Genomic DNA, 18,649 nt, shown 5'->3' with positions numbered 1-18,649 from the left:
ATGCACGGTGCGGTGAATAAAGGTCCGCTCGCCTCGGTTGGTACGCGGCATTGCAGATGACGAACACGCGAAACAGGTGAAGCGCCCCAATGCAAAAGGCGCCGCATCGCTGCGACGCCTTCTTCTTCAAATGTTGCCGGTGTGCTTACGGGCAAGGATGACGCTGGCCGTCATAGCCCAGATAGGTGCCGGACGCCGGATCGTAGGACTTGTAGCGCTGCGCGCAGTAGCCCTCGGAGTCGCCGCCGCTATCGGGGACCACGGCCACTGACGGCTCGTCATAATAGCTGTCGTCGCCATAGTAGTAGGGGTCGTTGTAATAGCCGCCGCCGTAATAGGCGTACGAGCCGAGGCCGCCGATCGCAGCACCCGCGGCGACACCGGGCCAGAACCCGCCGCCGCGACGATGATGCCAGTGACGACCACTCCAATTGCCGCTACCGCCCTGCCAGTTGCCCGCAGTCGCGACGCTGCGTGTCCCGCTGTAGGACGGCGAAAAGGCCTGTCGGCTCGCGGTGCCGCCTACGAAGCTGCCACCGCTGGGACGTACCGCTGCGCCGGCGGCGAAATTGCCACCGCCACCACCGATCCTCGCGCCGCCGAAATTGCCGCCGCCCATGCGGGCGCCGCCACCGCCAAAGTGAGCACCCCCACCACTGAAGTGAGCGCCGCCGCCACCGCCGCCGAAGTGGGCACCGCCACCTCCGCCGCCAAAGTGGGCACCGCCGCCACCGCCGAAATGCCCACCGCCGCCACCGCCATGTCCGCCGCGACCTTGCGCGAAGCTTGGCGTCGCCAACGGGAGAACCAGCGCCACGGCCGCAGCCGCGCTCAAGACTTTCAGACTCTTCATGATCAAAACTCCTTTTCCCGGAAGCAAACCCCATGAAAGGGCTGTAGTTCCTGGGATCACGGCGGTTTGCGTGCGAGGATAAGCTTTCATGGCCACGCTGTATCTGGCATGAACGGATCGCGTCCGATTTGCGGCAGCGTCCGTGTGCCCGGCGACCGCATCTGCAGCGGGGCACCGCCGCCCGCGCCGAACTGGACATTTCGCCGTCCGGATGGCATCAGGACCCGACGAAGCAGGGCCCTTGCCGCATGAAACAGTTCTTCCTCAAGTTTTTCACCTGGTGGAATGGCCAGACGTTTGGCACTCAACTCTGGACCAAGCGCTACGGCGAGCTGGTCGGCCAGGACGAACAGGGCAACCTCTATTATCGCACCCGCGGCGGGGCGATCGATCCTGCGCTCGGCTTCGAGCGGCGCTGGGTGGTCTATAACGGCTATGCCGAGGCCAGCCGTATCCCGCCGTCCTGGCACGGCTGGATGCATCACACCGTCGACGTGCCGCCGACGCAGGACAACTACCAGCCGCGCGAGTGGGAAAAGCCGCACCAGCCCAATCTCACCGGCACGGCGAACGCCTACCGTCCTTCGGGCTCGACGCTCGCCAGCGGCAAGCGGCCGAAGGCGACCGGCGACTATCAGCCCTGGACGCCCAGCTAGGCTTCCGATCCCCGCTGAATCCTTGTCGTAGGAGTGGATGCACCCGCATCCGCCTCGCTTTGCTGTGGACAGCGGGAACAGCGGGGATGATTGCTGCGCACTGGTTGCAGCCGTGCGAGCGATGCGGCTCAATGGTCGCATCTTACGGAGATGGGAGACCATCGCGTTCGGTTCGGGCAACAGTTCGCGACTGTCCCGAAATGCAGCGGCCGCCGACCAGGACTCGATCGGGAGATAGGCCCCCGGTCTGGAAGCTCCGAAATCGCCCGATGAAATGTGCAGCCGCCGTAAGACAGGAAAGGCCGCTCGGGAAACCGGGCGGCCTTTTTCTGTTGGGGCTCATGGATGTCTCGTACCCCGGACGCAGCGCAGCGCTTCTTCAGCGGTGCTGCAGAGCCGGGGCCCATGCAGCAGCACCCGTGCAGCTTTCTGGTCCCGGCTCTGCGGGGCGGCATTGCGTGCCGCGCCGCGTCCGGGACACGCGAGCAACTACATCATCCGTTCAGACGCGCGCTTCACCGCCTCTAGCCGCCGCGCCTGGCCTTGCGCGCCACGCTCTCTGAGCAACGCCAGCACTTCCGCCGGCGCGGTATCCGGCGAGCCGGCATTGAACGGCGGGGCCGGCTTGTATTCGAGCTGAAGCTGGATCGCCTCCGCGGTGGTGCGATTGACCATGATCGACACCAGGGTCAACGCGAAATCGATTCCCGCGGTGACGCCGCCGCCGGTCACGCGGTTGCGGTCGATGCAGACGCGCGTCTTGGTCGGCGTCGCGCCGAACTGGCTCAGCATCTCCATCGCGCTCCAATGCGTGGCGGCGCGGTAGCCCTTCAGGAGGCCGGCGGCGCCGAGCGCCAACGATCCCGTGCAGACCGACGTCACGTATTTGGCGCCCTCGGCCTGGCGGCGCAGGAAACCGAGCACCTCCTCGTCATTGAGCAGATCGTTGGTGCCGCCGCCGCCGGGCACGCAGATCACGTCGAGCTGCGGGCAGTCGGCGAACGTCGTGGTCGGCGTCAGCGTCAGCACGGAATCGCTCGGCACCGGCTCGATCCGTTTCCAGATCAAATGCAGCTTTGCGCCGGGCACGGAGGAGAACACCTGCAGGGGACCCGTAAAATCGAGCTGGGTGACGCGCGGAAACACCAAGAGACCGATCTGGAGCGGGGACGACATGAGAGCCTCCAATTATGAGCTTGACGGAAGCAGCCTCTCATGATGCCCTTCTGTCCAAAATGGCGTTTTTCCCTCGCTTTCGGACATGACCATGATCGGCATCCTGATCTTCCCGGACTTCCAGCTGCTCGATGCGGCCGGCCCGATCTCGGTGTTCGAGATCGCGGCGCGCTGTACGGGCAAGACGACGACCGGGATCCGCGTGCTGGCGGTGAACGCGGGGCCCGTGCGCAGCTCGTCCGGCGTGGAGATGATGGCGCGCGACTTCAAGTCGGCGAATGCGATTACGACGCTGGTCGTGGCGGGAGGCGCGGGCGTGACGGATGCCGCGCGCTGCGAGATTACGCGCGCCTTCGTGCAGCGGCTGGCGCGGCGCGGCGTGCGGGTCGCAAGCGTCTGCTCGGGCGCCTATGTGCTGGCCGAGGCGGGATTGCTCGACGGCCGCCGCGCCACCACGCATTGGGGACGCACGCGGGATTTCGTCGCGCGCTATCCCAAGGTGAAATTCGAGCCGGACCAGATTTTCACGCGCGATGGCAATGTGTGGACGTCGGCAGGCATCACGGCGGGCATCGACCTCGCGCTCGCGATGGTGACGGAGGATCACGGTGAGCAGATCGCGCAGGACACCGCGCGGCAGCTCGTGCTGTATCATCGCCGCAGCGGCGGCCAGTCGCAGTTCTCGTCACTTCTGGAATTGAAGACGCCGAACGGCCGCTTTGGCGCGCTGCTGTCATGGGCGCGCGAGAACCTCGACGCCCGGTTGACGGTCGAAGACCTCGCCGACCGCGCCGGCATGAGTGCGCGGCATTTTGCCCGCGCCTTTGCCGCCGAGACCGGCACGACGCCCTCGAAGGCCATCGAGCGCTTGCGCATCGAGGTCGCGCGCGAGCGCGTGCAGTCCTCGCGCGAGGCGATCGAGCTCGTCGCGGAGACGACCGGCTTCGGGGATCCCGAGCGCATGCGGCGCGCCTTCATCCGCGCCTTCGGCCAGCCGCCGCAGGCGCTACGGCGCGCGGCAAGGGCGGGGTAGGGAGATTCATCGACTTGGAGAGGCCGCTTGAGCGGGTGAGCAGACTTGCATATTGCCCAGCCTTGCGTCACCCGTTGCAGACGATCAGTACAACACGTACCGTCGCTGATCCCGATGCAAGGAACCCTAATGACCGATCGAGAAAAGATTCTGATTGCCCTTCGCGAAAAGCCTCTGAAGACTTTCGAGGTCATGAAGCGCGTGAACATCAAGAACCAGGACGACTGCCAATCGCTCCTGTTGAAGATGCGTGACGAAGGCGCCGTGAAGTTCGATATTCACAAAGGAAATTGGCGCGCTGCGTGACGACGTTCGCCTGGTTACCAGCGGCCTCGCGACGGCACAGCGGACATGACGTGAAGATTGATTCAGCCCGATGCGGCCTTGCCGCTGGTCGCCGCGGCGCCCGAGGCCTGTGCGCGCGCCGTCAAGCGCCGCGCGATCGGCATCAGCATGTAGGGCGCCAGGTGAATGGGAAACTGCGTCATCGCGAAATAGAGCCAAGTGGTGGGCGGCAGCGCGCCGGCAGTCGCGGCGAGCATCAGGCCCAGATTGCGCTGTGATACCATCAGCCCGAGCGCCAGCGCGCGCTCATAGCCGATGCGGCGGAACAGCACCGTGGTGACGGCGAGCAGCGTGAAATAGATCGCGAAGGCGAGCGCTGCGAAGCCGATGGTGGAGACGGGCTGGGCGACGAGGTCGCTCGCGACGTCGCCCATGATCGCGGTCGCGAAGACCAGCAGGATGACGATGTTGAAGCCGTCGATCGGCTGCCTGTGGCGCTGGATCGCGGCCGCGCCGAAGATCTGTCGGATCGCGGTCGCGGCCAGCAGCGATGCTGCGAGGATGCCGAGCAGCTTCAGCCCCAGCGCAGGCGGCGAGATGCTGAGCATGCCGTCGAGGAACAGGCTTGCGAACAGCGATGCCGTGAACGGCACCAGCGCGGTCGCGCTCACCAGCGTGACCAGCACCAGCGTGGCGTCGAGGCCCATCAGCGCGGCCAGCGCCGGCGCGGCCATCATCGGCGACGCCATGCTCTGCAGCATCAATGCCAGGGCAAGGTCGGGCGCGCGCGCCGTGAGCGCGGTGAGATGGACGATCAGCCCGACGATCACAGGCACGCCGATCATGGTCCAGACGGTCGCGGTCGCCACCAGCGCCGGCCGCCGCAGATGGCCGGAGAGCGCGGCCAGATCGACCCGCATGAAGGAGATGCAGAGCAGGACGAAGATCGCCTCGGTGACGTAGGGACGCAGCAACGCACCGAGCGGCGGCACCGCGAGCGCGATGAACACGACGGCGGCGACCGCGCGGGTGCCTTGGCCACCGAGCCATGTCAGCCCGCGCAGGGGGAGGGCGAATATGCTTTGAAGAACGGGCGGCATGAGGAATGGCGTTTCAGCCCAATCCTTTCAGCCACGCGCCGATCTCGCTCACGGCGACATTGGCCTCTCGCAGCAATTTGCCCATCGTGAAGAAGCCATGGAACTGGCCGGGATAATGCTTGGTAGCCACGGGCACACCGGCCTGCTTCAGACGTTCGGCATATTCGTCGCCCTCGTCGCGCAGGGGATCGGCGCCGGCGGTCAGCACATAGGCCGGCGGCAGGCCGGCCAGGTTCTTCGCCCGTGCCGGCGAGGCGCGCCAGTCGTGGATATCGGCGGCGCCGTTGAGATAATGGTCGCGGAACCAGCGGATCACAGAATGCGTCAGCAGCACGCTGGTCTCGGGCTCGCTGTGGGAGCCGTGCGTCATGGCGAAATCGGTCGCCGGATAGATCAGCAACTGGCCCGCGATGGCGGGACCGTTGCCGTCGCGCGCGGCGAGCGCGACGACTGCGGCGAGGTTGCCCCCGGCGCTATCGCCGCCGACCGAAAGCCGGGAGGCGTCGATGCCGAGCTCGCGCGCGTTGGCGGCGACCCATTTGGTCGCGGCGATCGCGTCATCAATGGCGGCGGGAAATTTGTGCTCGGGCGCGAGGCGGTAGTCCACCGAGATCACGATCAGCGCGCCGGCGTCGGCGAGCTGGCGGCAGACGACGTCATGGGAGTCGAGATCGCCGATCACCCAGCCGCCGCCGTGGAAGAACACCAGCGCCGGGGACAAGCCATCGTGCCGGCGCGGCTCCTTCGGAACATAGAGGCGCGCGGGAATGGCGCCGTGCGGTGCCGGGATCGACAGCGGCGTGACGCGCGCGAGGTCCGGTGGCTCGGGATTGGTCGCAAAGCGCGCCTGCGCGTAATAGGCGCGCGCTTCCGGTGCTGTGAGGCTCTCGTAGGCGGGGCGGCCGGCCTCCTGGAAGGCCTTGTAGACGGCGGCAGCATCGGGATCGAGCACGACGGACATGGGGAAGCGACCTCTGGGTTTCCAGTTATGGTTGGAGTTCTTTTTGGGAGCGGCGCCGCCTGGCCCCCGGGGAAGGGCGCTCGACTATCCCATCCGGGGGCCGATCTGGCCAGACCGGGCCGGGAAGGGCAGGGATGCCGCCCTTCCCCCGCCGTATTCGCCGTGTTAACCGGATGGCCTGCGAGCGGCGGTATCCCCTGTAGAATGTCCAGCAAGCCCGATTCGCTGTTGAAGCCGCGCGAGATGTTTCGAACATTTACCCTGACAGGTCTTGCGGCGCTTCTGGCCGCCACCGTACTGACGGCTGCGACGCCGGCGCAGGCGCAAATCGGCACGATCTTTTCCGATCCGCCGCCGCTGCGGCCGCCCGGCAACATTCCGCGTGGCCAGCCCCAGCCGCAGCCACAGATCCCCGACGACGACGAAGAGGTGCCGGAGCTGCCGCCGCAGGGCCGTGTGCTGCCTTCGCGTCCGATGGCGCCGCCGCCGGGCCGGCAGGGCAATGTGATGCCAGGGCCGGTCGAGACCCAGCCTCTGGCGCCGCCGCCCGGTTCTAGCGCCGCTCCGCCAAACCAGCCGCCGCCCGTCGCGGTCGCTCCACCCAATTCGCAAGGCGCCCCGGGTGCGCCCGGTCAGCGCCAGCCACAGCAGAAGGGCGGGCCGGGCGGCGCTGTCCCGCAGACGCCGGCGAGCCTTCAGCCGGGCGACGAGGTCGTCACCGAGCCGCCGGCCCAGAAGATCGTGAACAAGAAAGCGACCTTCTCCGGCCTCGACAAGATCACCGGTCGCATCATCAATTTCGACGAGGAGATCGGCGAGACCGTGCAGTTCGGTGCGCTGCGGGTCAAAACCGACGCCTGCTACACGCGGCCGGCGACCGAGGCCGCCAACACCGACGCCTTCGTCGAGGTCGACGAGATCACCTTGCAGGGTGAGGTGAAGCGCATCTTCTCGGGCTGGATGTACGCGGCAAGTCCGGGCCTGCACGGCGTCGAGCACCCGATCTACGATATCTGGCTCACCGACTGCAAAGAGCCGCAGCAAACGATTGCGACCGCGGCACCGGATCCCGGCACCAAGCCGGCAGCACCGCCGCCGCCCGCGCAGAAGAAAGCAGCGCCCAAGCAGGTGCAGCAGCGTCCGCCGCAGCAATTGCCGCCGATCCAGCAGCAGCAGCCGGCACCGCCGCCACCACCCCCGCCGCCCGAGCAGCGGCCAGGTCTGTTCGGTATCCCCGGGTTTGGCCGCTAGGCCAAATCCGCCGGGGTTTGACCGGTAATTGCTGATTATTGCCGTGCGGCGATGATCTCGAGCGCGCGGGCGCCCGGGATCGCTTCGCCGGCCGAGAGCCTCAGGAAATCGCCGGGCTCGCCCGCGAGCGCCTTGTCGAGCAGCGCGGTGTAGCGCCGCCGCGAAATCTCGGCCGCGCCAAAACTCTTCAGGTGTTCGGTGACGTATTGGGTGTCGAGCAGCTCGAATCCGCCATGGATGAGCCGCGCGACCAGATGCACCAGCGCGACCTTGGAGGCATCGCGCGCGGTGTGGAACATGCTCTCGCCGAAAAAAGCCCGCCCCAGGCTGACGCCGTAAAGCCCGCCGACGAGGTCCTCGCCCTGCCAAGCCTCGACGCTGTGGCAATGGCCGAGCTCGTACAGCCCGCCATAGAGGTTGCGGATGCGCTTGTTGATCCAGGTGTCCTCGCGCCCGGCCTGCGGCGCGGCGCAGCCGGCGATCGTGGCCTTGAAGGCGGTATTGACGGTGACGCGGAATGAATCCGAACGCACGGTGCGCGCGAGCCGCGAGGCCACGCGAAATCCGTCGAGCGGGATGACGCCACGCAACTCCGGCTCGACCCAGAACAGGGTCGGATCATCGGCGCTTTCGGCCATCGGAAAGATGCCGCAGGCATAGGCGCGCAGCAGCACGGCCGGCGTGATTTCAGACGGGGCAGAGTCGCGCGAAGTCATGGCTCGCCACAATAGCAGGATCGCAATGCGGTTGCGATGGGCGGTGCGGATCAGTTCGCTGCGGCAGCGGCCGGCTTGGCGGCGGCAGCGGGTACACGGCGGAACCTCAACATGACGCGGGTTCCGGAATGTGTGGGGTCGCGCTCGACCGAAGCGTCGAGCTTGGTGGCCATGGCTGCGACGATACGCTGGCCCATGCCGGTGGAGCGCGGATCGGCCTTGACGTTGTCGCCGACGCCATCGTCGCTGATCGACAGCAGGAGATCGTCGCCCTGCGAGGTCAGCTCGACATGGATCGGGCCGGCGCCGTCAGGATAGGCGTATTTCACCGCGTTCATCACCAGCTCGTTGACGATGATGCCGACGGCGACCGCACGATCTGGATCGATCTCGATCGGTTCGGCCTTCAGCGTCAGGCGCGACATCCGGTTGCCCTCGGCCGAGCGGCGCAAATCCTCGAGCAGCGAGTCCAGATACTGGTTCAGGACCACGCTCTTGAGGTCCTGCGAGGTGTAGAGGCGGCGGTGCACCTGCGCGACCGCGGCGACGCGGCCCATCGCGTTGGTCAACGCAGCCTTGACCTCGTCCTGCGCGGCGGAGCTGGCCTGCAGGTGCAGCAGGGAGGCGATGATCTGCAGCGAGTTGCCGACGCGATGGTTGACCTCGCGCAGCAGCAGTTCGCGTTCGGCAGCGAGCGCTGCGTAGCGGTCGCGCGAGGCATGGATCTCGGCTTCAGCTTCCTCGCGCGCCTTTTGCAATTCGGCCTGGCGCAGCGCGCCCTCCGCCGCGACGTGAAGCAGGGGGATGAAGTCGCCCTTGACGTCCTTGACCAGATAATCGGCCGCGCCCGCCTTCAGCGCCGTCACCGCGATGCTGGAATCCTGCGACGCGGTGACGAAGACCACCGGCGGTGCGCCTGGTATCGCCATGATCTGCTCCAGCGTCTCCAGCCCGTCGAGGCCGGGCATGTACTGGTCGAGCGCCACGACGTCGATGCCGCCGGTCGTGCCCGCGCGGCGGATGAGTTCGAGGCCTTCCTCGCCGCTCGCGGCATGGACGACCTTGTAGCCGCGCCGTGTCAGGCCGCGATCGACCAAGCGCGCAAGCGCCCCGTCGTCGTCGATGTAGAGCAGTGTGGGCGTACGTTGATTCATGGGGCGGCGGGCGGGACCTGGATGACCGAGAAGAACAAGCCAAGCTGCCGGATGGCATTGGCGAAATTCTCGTAGTTCACGGGCTTGGTGATGTAGACGTTGCAGCCGAGCTCGTAGCAGCGCTTGATTTCCTGGGAATCGTCGGTGGTGGTCAGCACCACCACGGGCGAGGCCTTCAGGTATTTGTTCTCCTTGATCTGCTTGAGGATGTCGATCCCGGTCATGTCGGGAAGGTTGAGATCGAGCAGGATCAGGAGCGCATTACCTTTCTGCACCAGCCCGCTACCGTCGGGCCCGAACAGGTGCTTCATCGCGTCCGTGCCGTTGGCAAAGGAGATGATCTCGTTGTTGACGCCGGACCTTCGGATGTTCCGCTCGATCAGCCGCGCGTGTCCTTCGTCGTCCTCGATCATGATGATGCTGACGGGTTGAGTCATTGATCCGCGTTCCGGTTGCTGGCGTTCCAGGTGATGGGCAGCGTGATGGTGAAGGTACTGCCCGTATTCAGTTCCGATGATACCGACATGGTGCCGCCGAGGCGACGCACAAGTGCACGCACATGCGCAAGACCGATGCCCTGACCGGGCTTGTCCTGGGTTCCGGCGCGGCGAAACAGGTCGAAGATCCGCTGGTGGTCCTTGGGGTCGATGCCGCGGCCGTTATCGCTGATCTCGAAGATAGCGTAGCCGAGCTTGGTACGCCCGCGAATTCTGATCTCGCCGGGGACGCCGGGCTTGAGATATTTGATGCCGTTGTCGATCAGATTGGAGAATATCTGCTCCAGCGCCAGGCGGTCGCTGACGAGATTGGGCAGGGGGGCGACATGGATTTCGGCCTGCGCCTCGGCGGCCTGATGCGCCAGCGTCGACGCGATGGCTTCGATCAACTCGCGCGTGTCGATCTTTTCCGGCTGGAACTCGCGCCGGCCCTCGCGGGTGAGATTGAGGATCGCCGAGATCAGGCGGTCCATCTTGGCGATCGACGACTTGATGAAGCCCAGCGCCTCGGCAAAATCCGCTGAAAGCTGCTTATCGGGACCTTCGAGCGCGATCTCGCCGGTCGAAGGCGGCGGACCGTCGGCCGGGACATGGGTAAGGCCGCCGATGCGGCGGAAAATGTCGCCGCCGAGCTCCTCGAGTTCGCTGGTGAAGCCCATGATGTTGACGAGTGGCGAGCGCAGATCGTGGCTGACGATATAGGCAAAGCGCTGGATCTCGTTGTTGGCTTCGCGCAGATCGGCCGTGCGTTCGTCGACCACGGCCTCCAGATTGACATTGGCATCGCGCAGGCGCGCCTCGGCATCGTCACGGGCACGGACCGAGTGCCGCACCAGCCAAATCGAGATCAGCGCCAGCAGCACGACGAGGCCGGAGCCGATGCCGGTCATCGACGCCGCGAGGGTCTGGCTGCGGTCCGAATTGACCGTTCGAAGCCGGAACAGCCGTTCTTCTTCCTGGATCATCCCGGTCGCCACTTTGGCGATCGCGGCTGTCGCGTCCGTGGAGGCGATCTCGCGGACCAGCGCTGCGGCCTTCTCCGGCTCACCCCGCCGGATGAAATCCATCTCCCGCACGAACTGCCCGAGCCGGGTCTCGATCGACGCGCTCAGCTTCTCGATGTTCTCGCGTTGCGCCGGATTGTCGCCGATCAGGCGCGTGAGCTTGTCGAGAGCCGGGATGACGGCCGCCACGGCCTTGTCATGGTCGGCCTTGAAATCCTCTCCTTGCGTCAGAAGGTAGCCGCGGGCGGCGCTCTCGGCCCGCCGGATCTCCAGCAGGAGGGCGTTGATCTGGTTCTCCGCCTCGATGGTGTGAACCACCCATTTGCTGTCGTCTCTCGCCTTGTTGACGAGGTAGACGGAGCCGGCGCTGATCACGGTCAGCACGAGAAGCCCCGCCGCGAACAGCAGGATCTGCCAAAATGTACGCCGTCGCTGTGCGTCAGCAGTCACGACGGTCTCGCTCGGTCAGGCTTGCCGGACTTCAAAACGCCCCCTCGGAACTGTCCCCATCGTCCCAAACGCGATTGGGGCCAAAGGGTTCCATGCGGAGGGACGACTACTTCGGGGCGGGTTCCGCCTTGCCGGCGAGATATTGCTCCAGCCAGTGGATGTGGTAGTCGCCGTTGATGATGTCGTCCTCGCGCACCAGAGCGCGGAACAGCGGCAGGGTGGTCTCGATACCCTCGACCACCATCTCGTCCAAGGCCCGGCGCAGCCGCATCAGGCACTCGCCGCGGGTCTTGCCGTGCACGATCAGCTTGCCGACGAGTGAGTCGTAATAAGGCGGGATCGTGTAGCCCTGATAGACGGCGGAATCGATGCGCACACCGAGCCCCCCGGGCGGGTGATATTGCGTGATGCGGCCGGGCGAAGGGCGGAAGGTCTGCGGATTCTCGGCGTTGATGCGGCACTCGATCGCGTGGCCGATGACCTGGACCTCGTCCTGCCGCGCCGGCAGGTCGCCGCCGGCGGCGATGCGGATCTGCTCCAGCACGAGGTCGATGTCGGTGATGCTCTCGGTGACGGGATGCTCGACCTGGATGCGCGTGTTCATCTCGATGAAGTAGAACTCGCCGTCCTCGAACAGGAATTCGATGGTGCCGACGCCGAGATATTTCATCTCGCGCATCGCCTTGGCGCAGGTCTCGCCGATCTTGGCGCGTGCAGCCGCGGTCAGCACGGGCGAGGGGCCTTCCTCCCAGACCTTCTGGTGGCGTCGCTGCAGCGAGCAGTCGCGTTCGCCAAGATGAATCGCGCCGCCGCGGCCGTCGCCGAGGATCTGGATCTCGATGTGGCGCGGCTTCTGGAGATATTTTTCGAGGTAGACGGAGGCATCGCCGAAGGCGGATTTGGCCTCGTTGGCGGCCGTCGACAGCGCGACCTGAAGATCGGCCTCGCTCTCGGCCACCTTCATGCCACGGCCGCCGCCGCCGGCCGCGGCTTTGACCAGCACGGGGAAGCCGATCTTCCTGGCGATCGCCATCGCGTCGTCGTTGGGGCCGACCCCTCCGTCGGAGCCGGGCACCACGGGAATGCCGAGCTTCTTGGCAGTCCTCTTGGCCTCGATCTTGTCGCCCATCAGGCGGATGTGCTCGGCCTTCGGGCCGATGAAATGCAGATTGTGTTCGGCGAGGATTTCGGCGAAGCGCGCGTTCTCCGACAGGAAGCCGTAGCCGGGATGCACGGCATCGGCACCAGTGATCTCGCAGGCCGCGAGCAGCGCGGGCACGTTGAGATAGCTGTCCTTGGACGCCGGAGGCCCGATGCACACGCTCTCGTCCGACAGGCGCACATGCATGGCATCGGCGTCGGCGGTGGAGTGCACGGCGACGGTCGCGATCCCGAGCTCCTTGCAGGCCCTGAGGATGCGAAGGGCGATCTCGCCGCGATTGGCTATGAGGATCTTGTCGAACATGGTGTCCTTATTGGACTGACGCGCGGAAAGCGGCCAGGGCGATGAGACCGCCCTCGACCGTCACTCAATGATCACGAGGGGCTCGCCGTACTCGACCGGCTGGCCGTCCTCGATCACGATCTGCGTCACCGTGCCGGCGCGCGGCGAGGGGATCTGGTTCATGGTCTTCATGGCTTCGATGATCAGCAGCGTCTGGCCGACTGAGACCTTGCTGCCGACCTCGATGAACGGCTTGGCGCCGGGCTCCGGCGCCCAATAAGCGGTGCCGACCATCGGCGAGGTCACGGCGCCGGGATGCTTCGACAGGTCGGCAGCGGCAGGCGCGGCGGCAACGGCGGCCGCTGGGAGAGCGGCGGGGGCGGCCGCCATCTGCATCGGCATGGTCGCGGCGACGCTGATGTTGCGGGCGACGCGCAGGCGCAGGCCGGCACGCTCGATCTCGATTTCGGTGAGGCTGGTCTCATCGAGCAGCAAGGCGAGCTCGCGGACGAGGGCGGAATCCTCGCTGGAAAACTTTGCGGCTGCTTTGTCGTCTGGCTGGCGCGCCATGTTGTTTGATCCGAATGTTCTGTGTGAAGGGGGAGCGTCAGGCTTTGGGCTTGATGCCGAGCTTGGCGGCAAGGCCCTGGATGGCGAGGCGGTAGCCCTCGATGCCGAAACCGCAGAGCGAAGCGAAGGCCGCGCGCGCGGTGTAGGAATGATGCCGGAAGTTCTCGCGGGCGTGGATATTGGTGACGTGCACTTCGACCGTCGGGATCTGCACTGCAAGCAGCGCGTCGTGCAGCGCGATCGACGTGTGCGAATAGCCGCCGGCATTGATGATGATGCCCTTCATCTTGCGGGCGTGCGCCTCGTGGATGAAGTCGATCAGCTCGCCTTCGCGGTTGGACTGCCGGCAGTCGGCCTTGAGGCCGAACGTCGCCGCCGTTTCCCGGCACAGCGCCTCGACGTCGGCCAGCGACGCATGCCCGTACTTCTCGGGCTCGCGTGTCCCCAACATGTTGAGGTTCGGCCCGTTCAGGACAAGGATCGTGTCGGTTGCTGGTTCGGCCATTCCAATCCCGCAAGAGGTGCTTCGGCGTGGCGGGGGTTATAGGTAACAAAGCGCGTGAGGGGAAGCCTTGAAGGACCTCCGAGGTGGCTTCAGATAGCTCATCCGGGGTGCAAAAACCTGTGCGCAAGCTACGGAAATTGCTTGTTAACCAGTTCTAATCGTGGCTGCCGGACGGGACATGCGGGGGAGGAGCGCCCGATAGCCCAAAAGCCCCTGCCGATCTCTCGGCAAGGGCTCATTTGGGCATCAGCGAGGCAGCTTAGCCTTCGATGACGTACACGATCTCGCGCGTCTGCGGACGAACGATGACGTACTGGCCGTGCACGAAAATCACCTCGTAGCCGCGCCACTCCGGATAGATTTCGACGATCCGGGGCGGGAGCGGATGGAAGCGAACGCTCGCCGGGATGGTCGCGCCGACCGAGATGTTGAAGTTGACGTTGGTCGTTTCCTCGATCTTGGTCGACTTGATCGCGGATGAGATCTCGGTCCGCTTCTCGGGCGGCGGCGCAGAAGCGGTCGCGGAGGCCGTGCCGGTCGTGGTCTGAGACTTGGTATCGGCAGCCTTGCTGTCTGCACCCTTGGTCTGACTGTCTGCGCCCTTGGTCTGGGCGTTCATGTTGCCGCTCTTGCTGTCAGTCTCCGTGCTCTTGGTCTTGTCCGTCTGGGACTTGTCCATCGTGCTCTTCGACTTGTCCTGCGCTGCCTTATCCTGCGCTGACTTGTCCTGCGCGCCCTGGGCGTGCTCACCCTTCGCCGCGCCGGCCTTCTCGTCGGCCGCGTTCTTGTTCATCGCGCCGGACGACTTCTCCTCGGCTGCTCCGCCGGGCTTCATGGCGCCGCCAGTCTGGCCGACGGTGCCCTTCTCCTGAGCGGATTCACGGCCCATCGAGCCGCCGCGCTCGGCGGCGCCGGAAGGCTGCGAGTGCTGCGTCGGCTGCGCGCCTGCGCCGCCACCGCTGTCGCGGTTCATGGTGCCTTGTGCGTTCGCCAGACCGGTACCGGCGACGAGCGCGAGCGCGGCGACCGAGATCATAAAGCGGTTAGACATTGAATTCTCCTCACGTGTTTCTCTGCGTCATTGCCCGCGCCGACAACGAAACGACGTATCAGGAGTTCCGGAACATTGGCGGTTCCGAGGCTTTTGTTTGTTGAATGCCAGATGAACGCGCGCGCCAGATTTCGGCGCAATGAAAAGGCCGGCTTTTCAGCCGGCCTCGTTGCATGCGTGAGTTGTAGACGTGATCAGCAAGTCGCCTCGCTAGCAAGTCGCTTTGCCGCAGCGGGCCACAGCGATCTTTTCCTTCAGGCTTTCGACACCGACGGCGCCAATAATGATCTGCTTGCCAATCACGTAGCTCGGCGTGCCGTTCATGCCCATTGCTTCGGCGAGCTTGAAGTTCTCCTCGATGGTGGTGCGCACCTCGGCGCTGCCGATGTCTTTCTCGATCTTCGCGGTATCGAGGCCGGCTTCCTTGGCCGCCTGAAGTGCGCGCGCCTTGTCGGCCGCGCCACGACCGCCGAGCAGCTTCTGGTGGAAGTCGAGGTACTTCTTGCCGGAGGGATCCTGCATGCGCACGGCGACGGCGACCTGGGCTGCTTCGACCGAGCCCTGGCTCAGCACCGGAAACTCCTTCAGCACCACCTTCAGCTTCGGATCGCCTTTCATGAGGGTGAGCATGTCGTCCATCGCGCGCTTGCAGTAGCCGCAATTGTAGTCGAAGAACTCGACGAAGGTGACGTCGCCGTCCTTGTTGCCGAGCACGACCTGGCGCGGCGAGTTGAAGATCGCATCGGAATTCTGTGCGACGCTGGCCTCGTGTTTTTGCGTCTCGGCGGCGGCCTGGCGCTTGGTGAGCTCGGTCATCGCTTCCTCGAGCACCTCGGGATGGGTGACGAGATAGTTCTTGATGATCACCTCGATGTCCGTGCGCTGGGCATCGGAAAAGCTGTCGGCCGACGCGGGCGCGGCTGCGCCGAACATGGCGAGCGCAAACAGCGCGGGAGCAAGCAGGCGCAGCGAAGGCATAGGCAAATCCTCTTATCCAAAGCAGGTTTCGGAAAACGTCCCGGCGGACTTAAGCTCGGTGTCGTGACGTCGTGGTGCAAGGCGTCGTCTTGGTCTTGTCAGTTGCGCGGCGGTTTCGACGCCACGATGTCGTCGGCCTTGACCCATCCGGGGGTGCCGACGGCGAAACGGGTTTTCGCGCGCGTCGCAAGCTCGCGGGCGGTCTTGTTGTCGCCGCGCAGATAAGCGGCCTGCGCCGACGCCAGATCGGCCTCGGCATAGTCGCCCTTGCGGCCATAGGCCATCGCGAGCTGCATGTAGCCGAGAACGGCCTCCGGTTCCCGTGCCACCGCGGCCCGGAGAATCCGAACGGCGTCATCGGTGTAGGCCTTATTATCGGACCCAACCAGAGCCTGCCCAAGTAACATCTCGATGAGGGGTGCGTTGTTCGAAAGTGCGACAGCCTTGCGCAGGGCAGGAATCGCTTCAGCCGGCTTGCCGCCCTCCAGCAGGGCCTGGCCGCGCACCTCGTAAAAATACGCGTTGTTGGGCTGGACCTGGATCAGTGCGTCGATCTGGGCGAGCGCGCTGCGCAAATCCCCATGGAGATAGGTGCTGATGGCGCGGGCGTAGCGCGCCGGCATGCTGTCGTTGGTCAGAGGATAGCGGCGGTACACCGTCTCCGGCCGTTCCATGAAGGCGGAGATCTTGGCGCGCACCATGTCGTGGCGGAGCTGGAGCGCGGGATCGTCCTTCTTGTCCCAATAAGGGCTCGCGCTGGCGAACTCCTGGAGTGACGCGACGCGCTCGGCGGGCATCGGGTGCGACTGGAGATAGGGATCGGCGCCGCGTGCCGCGAACAGGCTCTCGCTGGTGAAGCGCTTGAAGGTCTCGTACATGCCCTTCGGCGACTGCTGGGTCGCCGTCAGGAATTTCACGCCGGCGCGGTCGGCGTTCTCCTCCTGCTGACGCTGGTAGGACAGCAGCGTACGGCGGATCATCTCCTGCGGGCCGGCGAGGGCGGCGGCTCCGGCATTGGCAAGGCCATTGTTGCCGGCGCTGCCGCTGCCGCGGGTGCTGCCCACGGCCATCGCGCCGGCGCCGAGCAGCATCGCGATGATCATCTGGGTCTGGGCGTTGGCGAGCTGCTCGCGCAGCTTGGAGAGATGGCCGCCGGCCAGATGCCCGGTCTCGTGCGCGAGCACGCCGATGATCTGGTTCGGCGTCTCCGACTGGAGGATCGCGCCGTAATTGACGAAGATGCGGCGGCCATCGGCGACGAACGCGTTGAACGAGCCCTCGTTGACGATCACCATCTGGATGTTCTGCTTCTCCAGACCCGCGACGCGCAGGATCGGGCGCGTGTATTCGCGCAGCAGCTGCTCGGTCTCGGTGTCGCGCAGGACCGGCGGCCCCTTGGACTGAGCATGCGCGGCCGAGAACGGCGTCAGCGCGATCGCAGCCGCCGCGACGAGGGAGGTGAGGGCGATGGCCTTCTTGCGCAATGCGATCTGGAATAACATCAAGCGGTCTGGGTCAAACGGTCTTGTCGGCAGGCTTGTCAGGCATTCTTGGTCAAGCAGTTTCGTGATTGGTTTTTGGCGATTGGCGGCGGACCGGATACGCGATATGCCCCTTTGAGCCGTACCCCTTATGAGCCGTACAATGCGGCCAGTCTGGGGCGCAAGCACCCCGTTTTCCGGGTCGGACGGATCGGCCCGCCAGCGAAATAGCAGAAATCGATGCACGATGCGACATTGAGGAACCGGTTGGGGCAGTGGCTTGAGCCCTCCCGCCGCAGCGATGTTCCCCCGTTCATGGTGATGGACGTCATGGCCGCCGCGGCCCGAATGGAGGCGGCCGGGGGCCATGTCATCCACATGGAGGTTGGCCAGCCCGCCGCGGGCGCGCCGAAGACCGCGATCGCGGCCGCCCATGCGGCGCTCGAGGCAGGGCGGATCGATTATACCTCCGCACTCGGCATCCCCTCCTTGCGCGCGCGCATCGCGCGGCATTATCGCGATGCCTATGGCTGTGACGTCAGTCCCGAGCGGATCGTGGTGACCACCGGCTCCTCCGGCGGGTTCATCCTGGCCTTCCTGGCGATGTTCGAGCCGGGCGACCGCGTCGCCGTGACGGTGCCGGGTTATCCGCCGTACCGTCATATCCTCACCGCGCTCGGCTGCGAGCCGGTGCTGATCGAGACCACGAACGAGACGCGCCATGCGCTGACCGGCGAGGCGCTGCTGGCCGCCCATCGCAAAGCCCCGCTGAAGGGCGTGCTGGTCGGCAGTCCCGCCAATCCGACCGGGACCATGATGTCCCGCGAGGCGCTCGCCGGCCTGATCGCTGCGGCGGAAGATGCCGGCATCCGTTTCATCTCGGACGAGATCTATCACGGGCTCGACTACGCGTTTCCCGCAGTGACGGCTGCGGCGCTGTCGGACCACGCGCTCGTGATCAACTCGTTCTCGAAGTATTTCTGCATGACGGGCTGGCGCGTCGGCTGGATGGTCGTGCCGGAGATTCTGGTGCGGCCGATCGAGCGGCTGCAGCAGAACCTGTCGATCTCGGTGCCGTCGCTGTCGCAGATCGCGGCCGAAGCGGCCTTCGACGGCGCGGCCGAGATGGAGGAGATCAAGCACGGCTATCAGGAAAACCGGCGCATCCTGATCGAGGGATTGCCCAAGGCCGGCCTGACCAGGTTTCTGCCGGCCGACGGCGCATTCTATCTCTATGCGGACGTCTCGGACTTCACTTCCGACAGTTTCGAGTTCGCCAAGCAGATGCTCGAGCAGGCCCATGTCGCGGCCACGCCGGGCCTCGACTTCGATCCCATCCATGGTCGTTCATTCATACGGCTCTCTTATGCGCGTTCGGCTGCGGAGATGCGGGAAGCAGTTGACCGGATCGCTCACTGGCTTAAATAGCCGCCAGTTTTCGACAGCCTTCTGGAGTGCAACTTGCCTGACCGTTCCGCCCCGTC

At 65.6% G+C, this 18,649-nt stretch carries 19 protein-coding genes; 5 read left to right on the top strand and 14 right to left on the bottom strand.

All coding sequences use genetic code 11. From position 1 onward, the window contains the following. Window positions 1-145 precede the first annotated feature (145 nt). Window positions 146-853, bottom strand: a complete 708-nt coding sequence (locus ABIC03_RS01300; protein ID WP_354054868.1) for a BA14K family protein — start codon at window positions 851-853, stop codon at window positions 146-148. A gap of 248 nt (window positions 854-1,101) precedes the next feature. On the opposite strand from ABIC03_RS01300, the gene ABIC03_RS01295 reads away from it, so the two are divergent. After that, the gene (locus ABIC03_RS01295) at window positions 1,102-1,509 is read left to right on the top strand and encodes an NADH:ubiquinone oxidoreductase subunit NDUFA12 (protein WP_354054866.1); all 408 of its coding nucleotides are present in this window, start codon (window positions 1,102-1,104) and stop codon (window positions 1,507-1,509) included. A gap of 489 nt (window positions 1,510-1,998) precedes the next feature. Here the strand turns inward: ABIC03_RS01295 and ABIC03_RS01290 are convergent, their stop codons facing one another. After that, window positions 1,999-2,685 carry a DJ-1/PfpI family protein gene (locus ABIC03_RS01290; RefSeq protein WP_354054864.1) on the bottom strand — a complete coding sequence of 229 codons (687 nt, stop codon included), beginning with the start codon at window positions 2,683-2,685 and terminating at the stop codon, window positions 1,999-2,001. Between the two features lie 91 nt (window positions 2,686-2,776). Here ABIC03_RS01290 and ABIC03_RS01285 point away from each other — a divergent pair, with 91 nt between their 5' ends. After that, window positions 2,777-3,718 carry a GlxA family transcriptional regulator gene (locus ABIC03_RS01285; RefSeq protein WP_354054862.1) on the top strand — a complete coding sequence of 314 codons (942 nt, stop codon included), beginning with the start codon at window positions 2,777-2,779 and terminating at the stop codon, window positions 3,716-3,718. Between the two features lie 129 nt (window positions 3,719-3,847). Further along, a complete protein-coding gene (locus tag ABIC03_RS01280) occupies window positions 3,848-4,024 on the top strand; it encodes a hypothetical protein (protein WP_275171898.1) in 177 nt (58 codons plus the stop codon). A 62-nt stretch (window positions 4,025-4,086) separates the two neighbouring features. On the opposite strand, the gene ABIC03_RS01275 is transcribed toward ABIC03_RS01280, so the two are convergent. Then, window positions 4,087-5,103 (bottom strand): Na+-dependent transporter, encoded by a 1,017-nt coding sequence (locus ABIC03_RS01275; RefSeq protein WP_354054860.1) that lies wholly within the window; start codon window positions 5,101-5,103, stop codon window positions 4,087-4,089. A gap of 13 nt (window positions 5,104-5,116) precedes the next feature. After that, the gene (gene lipP1, locus ABIC03_RS01270) at window positions 5,117-6,064 is read right to left on the bottom strand and encodes a LipP1 family hormone-sensitive lipase (protein ID WP_354054858.1); all 948 of its coding nucleotides are present in this window, start codon (window positions 6,062-6,064) and stop codon (window positions 5,117-5,119) included. Between the two features lie 204 nt (window positions 6,065-6,268). Here lipP1 and ABIC03_RS01265 point away from each other — a divergent pair, with 204 nt between their 5' ends. Beyond that, complete coding sequence (locus ABIC03_RS01265; protein WP_354054856.1) at window positions 6,269-7,315, top strand: DUF2155 domain-containing protein; 1,047 nt, start codon at window positions 6,269-6,271, stop codon at window positions 7,313-7,315. A 35-nt stretch (window positions 7,316-7,350) separates the two neighbouring features. Here ABIC03_RS01265 and aat read toward each other — a convergent pair whose 3' ends face one another. From aat to ABIC03_RS01215, 10 genes are all read right to left on the bottom strand, one after another. Then, entirely contained in the window at window positions 7,351-8,031 is a 681-nt protein-coding gene (gene aat, locus ABIC03_RS01260) for a leucyl/phenylalanyl-tRNA--protein transferase (RefSeq protein WP_354054854.1), read from the bottom strand. 50 nt (window positions 8,032-8,081) lie between these two features. Beyond that, window positions 8,082-9,185: a sensor histidine kinase gene (locus ABIC03_RS01255; RefSeq protein WP_354054852.1), complete on the bottom strand. Its 1,104-nt coding sequence runs from the start codon at window positions 9,183-9,185 to the stop codon at window positions 8,082-8,084. After that, a complete protein-coding gene (locus ABIC03_RS01250) occupies window positions 9,182-9,622 on the bottom strand; it encodes a response regulator (RefSeq protein WP_007609730.1) in 441 nt (146 codons plus the stop codon). Before ABIC03_RS01250 ends, ABIC03_RS01255 begins: the two co-directional genes overlap by 4 nt. Then, window positions 9,619-11,136 carry a sensor histidine kinase gene (locus tag ABIC03_RS01245; RefSeq protein WP_354054849.1) on the bottom strand — a complete coding sequence of 506 codons (1,518 nt, stop codon included), beginning with the start codon at window positions 11,134-11,136 and terminating at the stop codon, window positions 9,619-9,621. Before ABIC03_RS01245 ends, ABIC03_RS01250 begins: the two co-directional genes overlap by 4 nt. A 106-nt stretch (window positions 11,137-11,242) precedes the next feature. Continuing rightward, window positions 11,243-12,601 carry an acetyl-CoA carboxylase biotin carboxylase subunit gene (gene accC / locus ABIC03_RS01240; protein ID WP_275171904.1) on the bottom strand — a complete coding sequence of 453 codons (1,359 nt, stop codon included), beginning with the start codon at window positions 12,599-12,601 and terminating at the stop codon, window positions 11,243-11,245. Between the two features lie 60 nt (window positions 12,602-12,661). Continuing rightward, complete coding sequence (gene accB, locus ABIC03_RS01235) at window positions 12,662-13,150, bottom strand: acetyl-CoA carboxylase biotin carboxyl carrier protein (RefSeq protein ID WP_275171905.1); 489 nt, start codon at window positions 13,148-13,150, stop codon at window positions 12,662-12,664. A gap of 37 nt (window positions 13,151-13,187) precedes the next feature. After that, window positions 13,188-13,655 carry a type II 3-dehydroquinate dehydratase gene (gene aroQ, locus ABIC03_RS01230; protein WP_007591609.1) on the bottom strand — a complete coding sequence of 156 codons (468 nt, stop codon included), beginning with the start codon at window positions 13,653-13,655 and terminating at the stop codon, window positions 13,188-13,190. 259 nt (window positions 13,656-13,914) lie between these two features. Next, complete coding sequence (locus ABIC03_RS01225; RefSeq protein WP_354054846.1) at window positions 13,915-14,706, bottom strand: DUF1236 domain-containing protein; 792 nt, start codon at window positions 14,704-14,706, stop codon at window positions 13,915-13,917. A gap of 210 nt (window positions 14,707-14,916) precedes the next feature. Continuing rightward, window positions 14,917-15,684 carry a DsbA family protein gene (locus ABIC03_RS01220; RefSeq protein ID WP_354054844.1) on the bottom strand — a complete coding sequence of 256 codons (768 nt, stop codon included), beginning with the start codon at window positions 15,682-15,684 and terminating at the stop codon, window positions 14,917-14,919. Between the two features lie 98 nt (window positions 15,685-15,782). Then, the gene (locus tag ABIC03_RS01215) at window positions 15,783-17,186 is read right to left on the bottom strand and encodes a M48 family metalloprotease (protein ID WP_354054842.1); all 1,404 of its coding nucleotides are present in this window, start codon (window positions 17,184-17,186) and stop codon (window positions 15,783-15,785) included. Between the two features lie 219 nt (window positions 17,187-17,405). Here ABIC03_RS01215 and ABIC03_RS01210 point away from each other — a divergent pair, with 219 nt between their 5' ends. Continuing rightward, the gene (locus tag ABIC03_RS01210; RefSeq protein ID WP_354054840.1) at window positions 17,406-18,593 is read left to right on the top strand and encodes a pyridoxal phosphate-dependent aminotransferase; all 1,188 of its coding nucleotides are present in this window, start codon (window positions 17,406-17,408) and stop codon (window positions 18,591-18,593) included. Window positions 18,594-18,649: the final 56 nt, after the last annotated feature.

The sequence above is a fragment of the Bradyrhizobium sp. RT6a genome (genome assembly GCF_040547675.1).
In the GTDB taxonomy this organism is placed as follows: Bacteria; Pseudomonadota; Alphaproteobacteria; order Rhizobiales; family Xanthobacteraceae; genus Bradyrhizobium.
This window is presented reverse-complemented; position numbering and strand designations above follow the sequence as displayed.

Coding starts and splice junctions, on each gene's coding strand:
- ABIC03_RS01300 (WP_354054868.1), bottom strand. CDS start 853: ATGAAGAGTCTGAAAGTCTTGAGCGCGGCTGCGGCCGTGGCGCTGGTT.
- ABIC03_RS01295 (WP_354054866.1), top strand. CDS start 1,102: ATGAAACAGTTCTTCCTCAAGTTTTTCACCTGGTGGAATGGCCAGACG.
- ABIC03_RS01290 (WP_354054864.1), bottom strand. CDS start 2,685: ATGTCGTCCCCGCTCCAGATCGGTCTCTTGGTGTTTCCGCGCGTCACC.
- ABIC03_RS01285 (WP_354054862.1), top strand. CDS start 2,777: ATGATCGGCATCCTGATCTTCCCGGACTTCCAGCTGCTCGATGCGGCC.
- ABIC03_RS01280 (WP_275171898.1), top strand. CDS start 3,848: ATGACCGATCGAGAAAAGATTCTGATTGCCCTTCGCGAAAAGCCTCTG.
- ABIC03_RS01275 (WP_354054860.1), bottom strand. CDS start 5,103: ATGCCGCCCGTTCTTCAAAGCATATTCGCCCTCCCCCTGCGCGGGCTG.
- lipP1 (WP_354054858.1), bottom strand. CDS start 6,064: ATGTCCGTCGTGCTCGATCCCGATGCTGCCGCCGTCTACAAGGCCTTC.
- ABIC03_RS01265 (WP_354054856.1), top strand. CDS start 6,269: ATGTCCAGCAAGCCCGATTCGCTGTTGAAGCCGCGCGAGATGTTTCGA.
- aat (WP_354054854.1), bottom strand. CDS start 8,031: ATGACTTCGCGCGACTCTGCCCCGTCTGAAATCACGCCGGCCGTGCTG.
- ABIC03_RS01255 (WP_354054852.1), bottom strand. CDS start 9,185: ATGAATCAACGTACGCCCACACTGCTCTACATCGACGACGACGGGGCG.
- ABIC03_RS01250 (WP_007609730.1), bottom strand. CDS start 9,622: ATGACTCAACCCGTCAGCATCATCATGATCGAGGACGACGAAGGACAC.
- accC (WP_275171904.1), bottom strand. CDS start 12,601: ATGTTCGACAAGATCCTCATAGCCAATCGCGGCGAGATCGCCCTTCGC.
- accB (WP_275171905.1), bottom strand. CDS start 13,150: ATGGCGCGCCAGCCAGACGACAAAGCAGCCGCAAAGTTTTCCAGCGAG.
- aroQ (WP_007591609.1), bottom strand. CDS start 13,655: ATGGCCGAACCAGCAACCGACACGATCCTTGTCCTGAACGGGCCGAAC.
- ABIC03_RS01225 (WP_354054846.1), bottom strand. CDS start 14,706: ATGTCTAACCGCTTTATGATCTCGGTCGCCGCGCTCGCGCTCGTCGCC.
- ABIC03_RS01220 (WP_354054844.1), bottom strand. CDS start 15,684: ATGCCTTCGCTGCGCCTGCTTGCTCCCGCGCTGTTTGCGCTCGCCATG.
- ABIC03_RS01215 (WP_354054842.1), bottom strand. CDS start 17,186: ATGTTATTCCAGATCGCATTGCGCAAGAAGGCCATCGCCCTCACCTCC.
- ABIC03_RS01210 (WP_354054840.1), top strand. CDS start 17,406: ATGCACGATGCGACATTGAGGAACCGGTTGGGGCAGTGGCTTGAGCCC.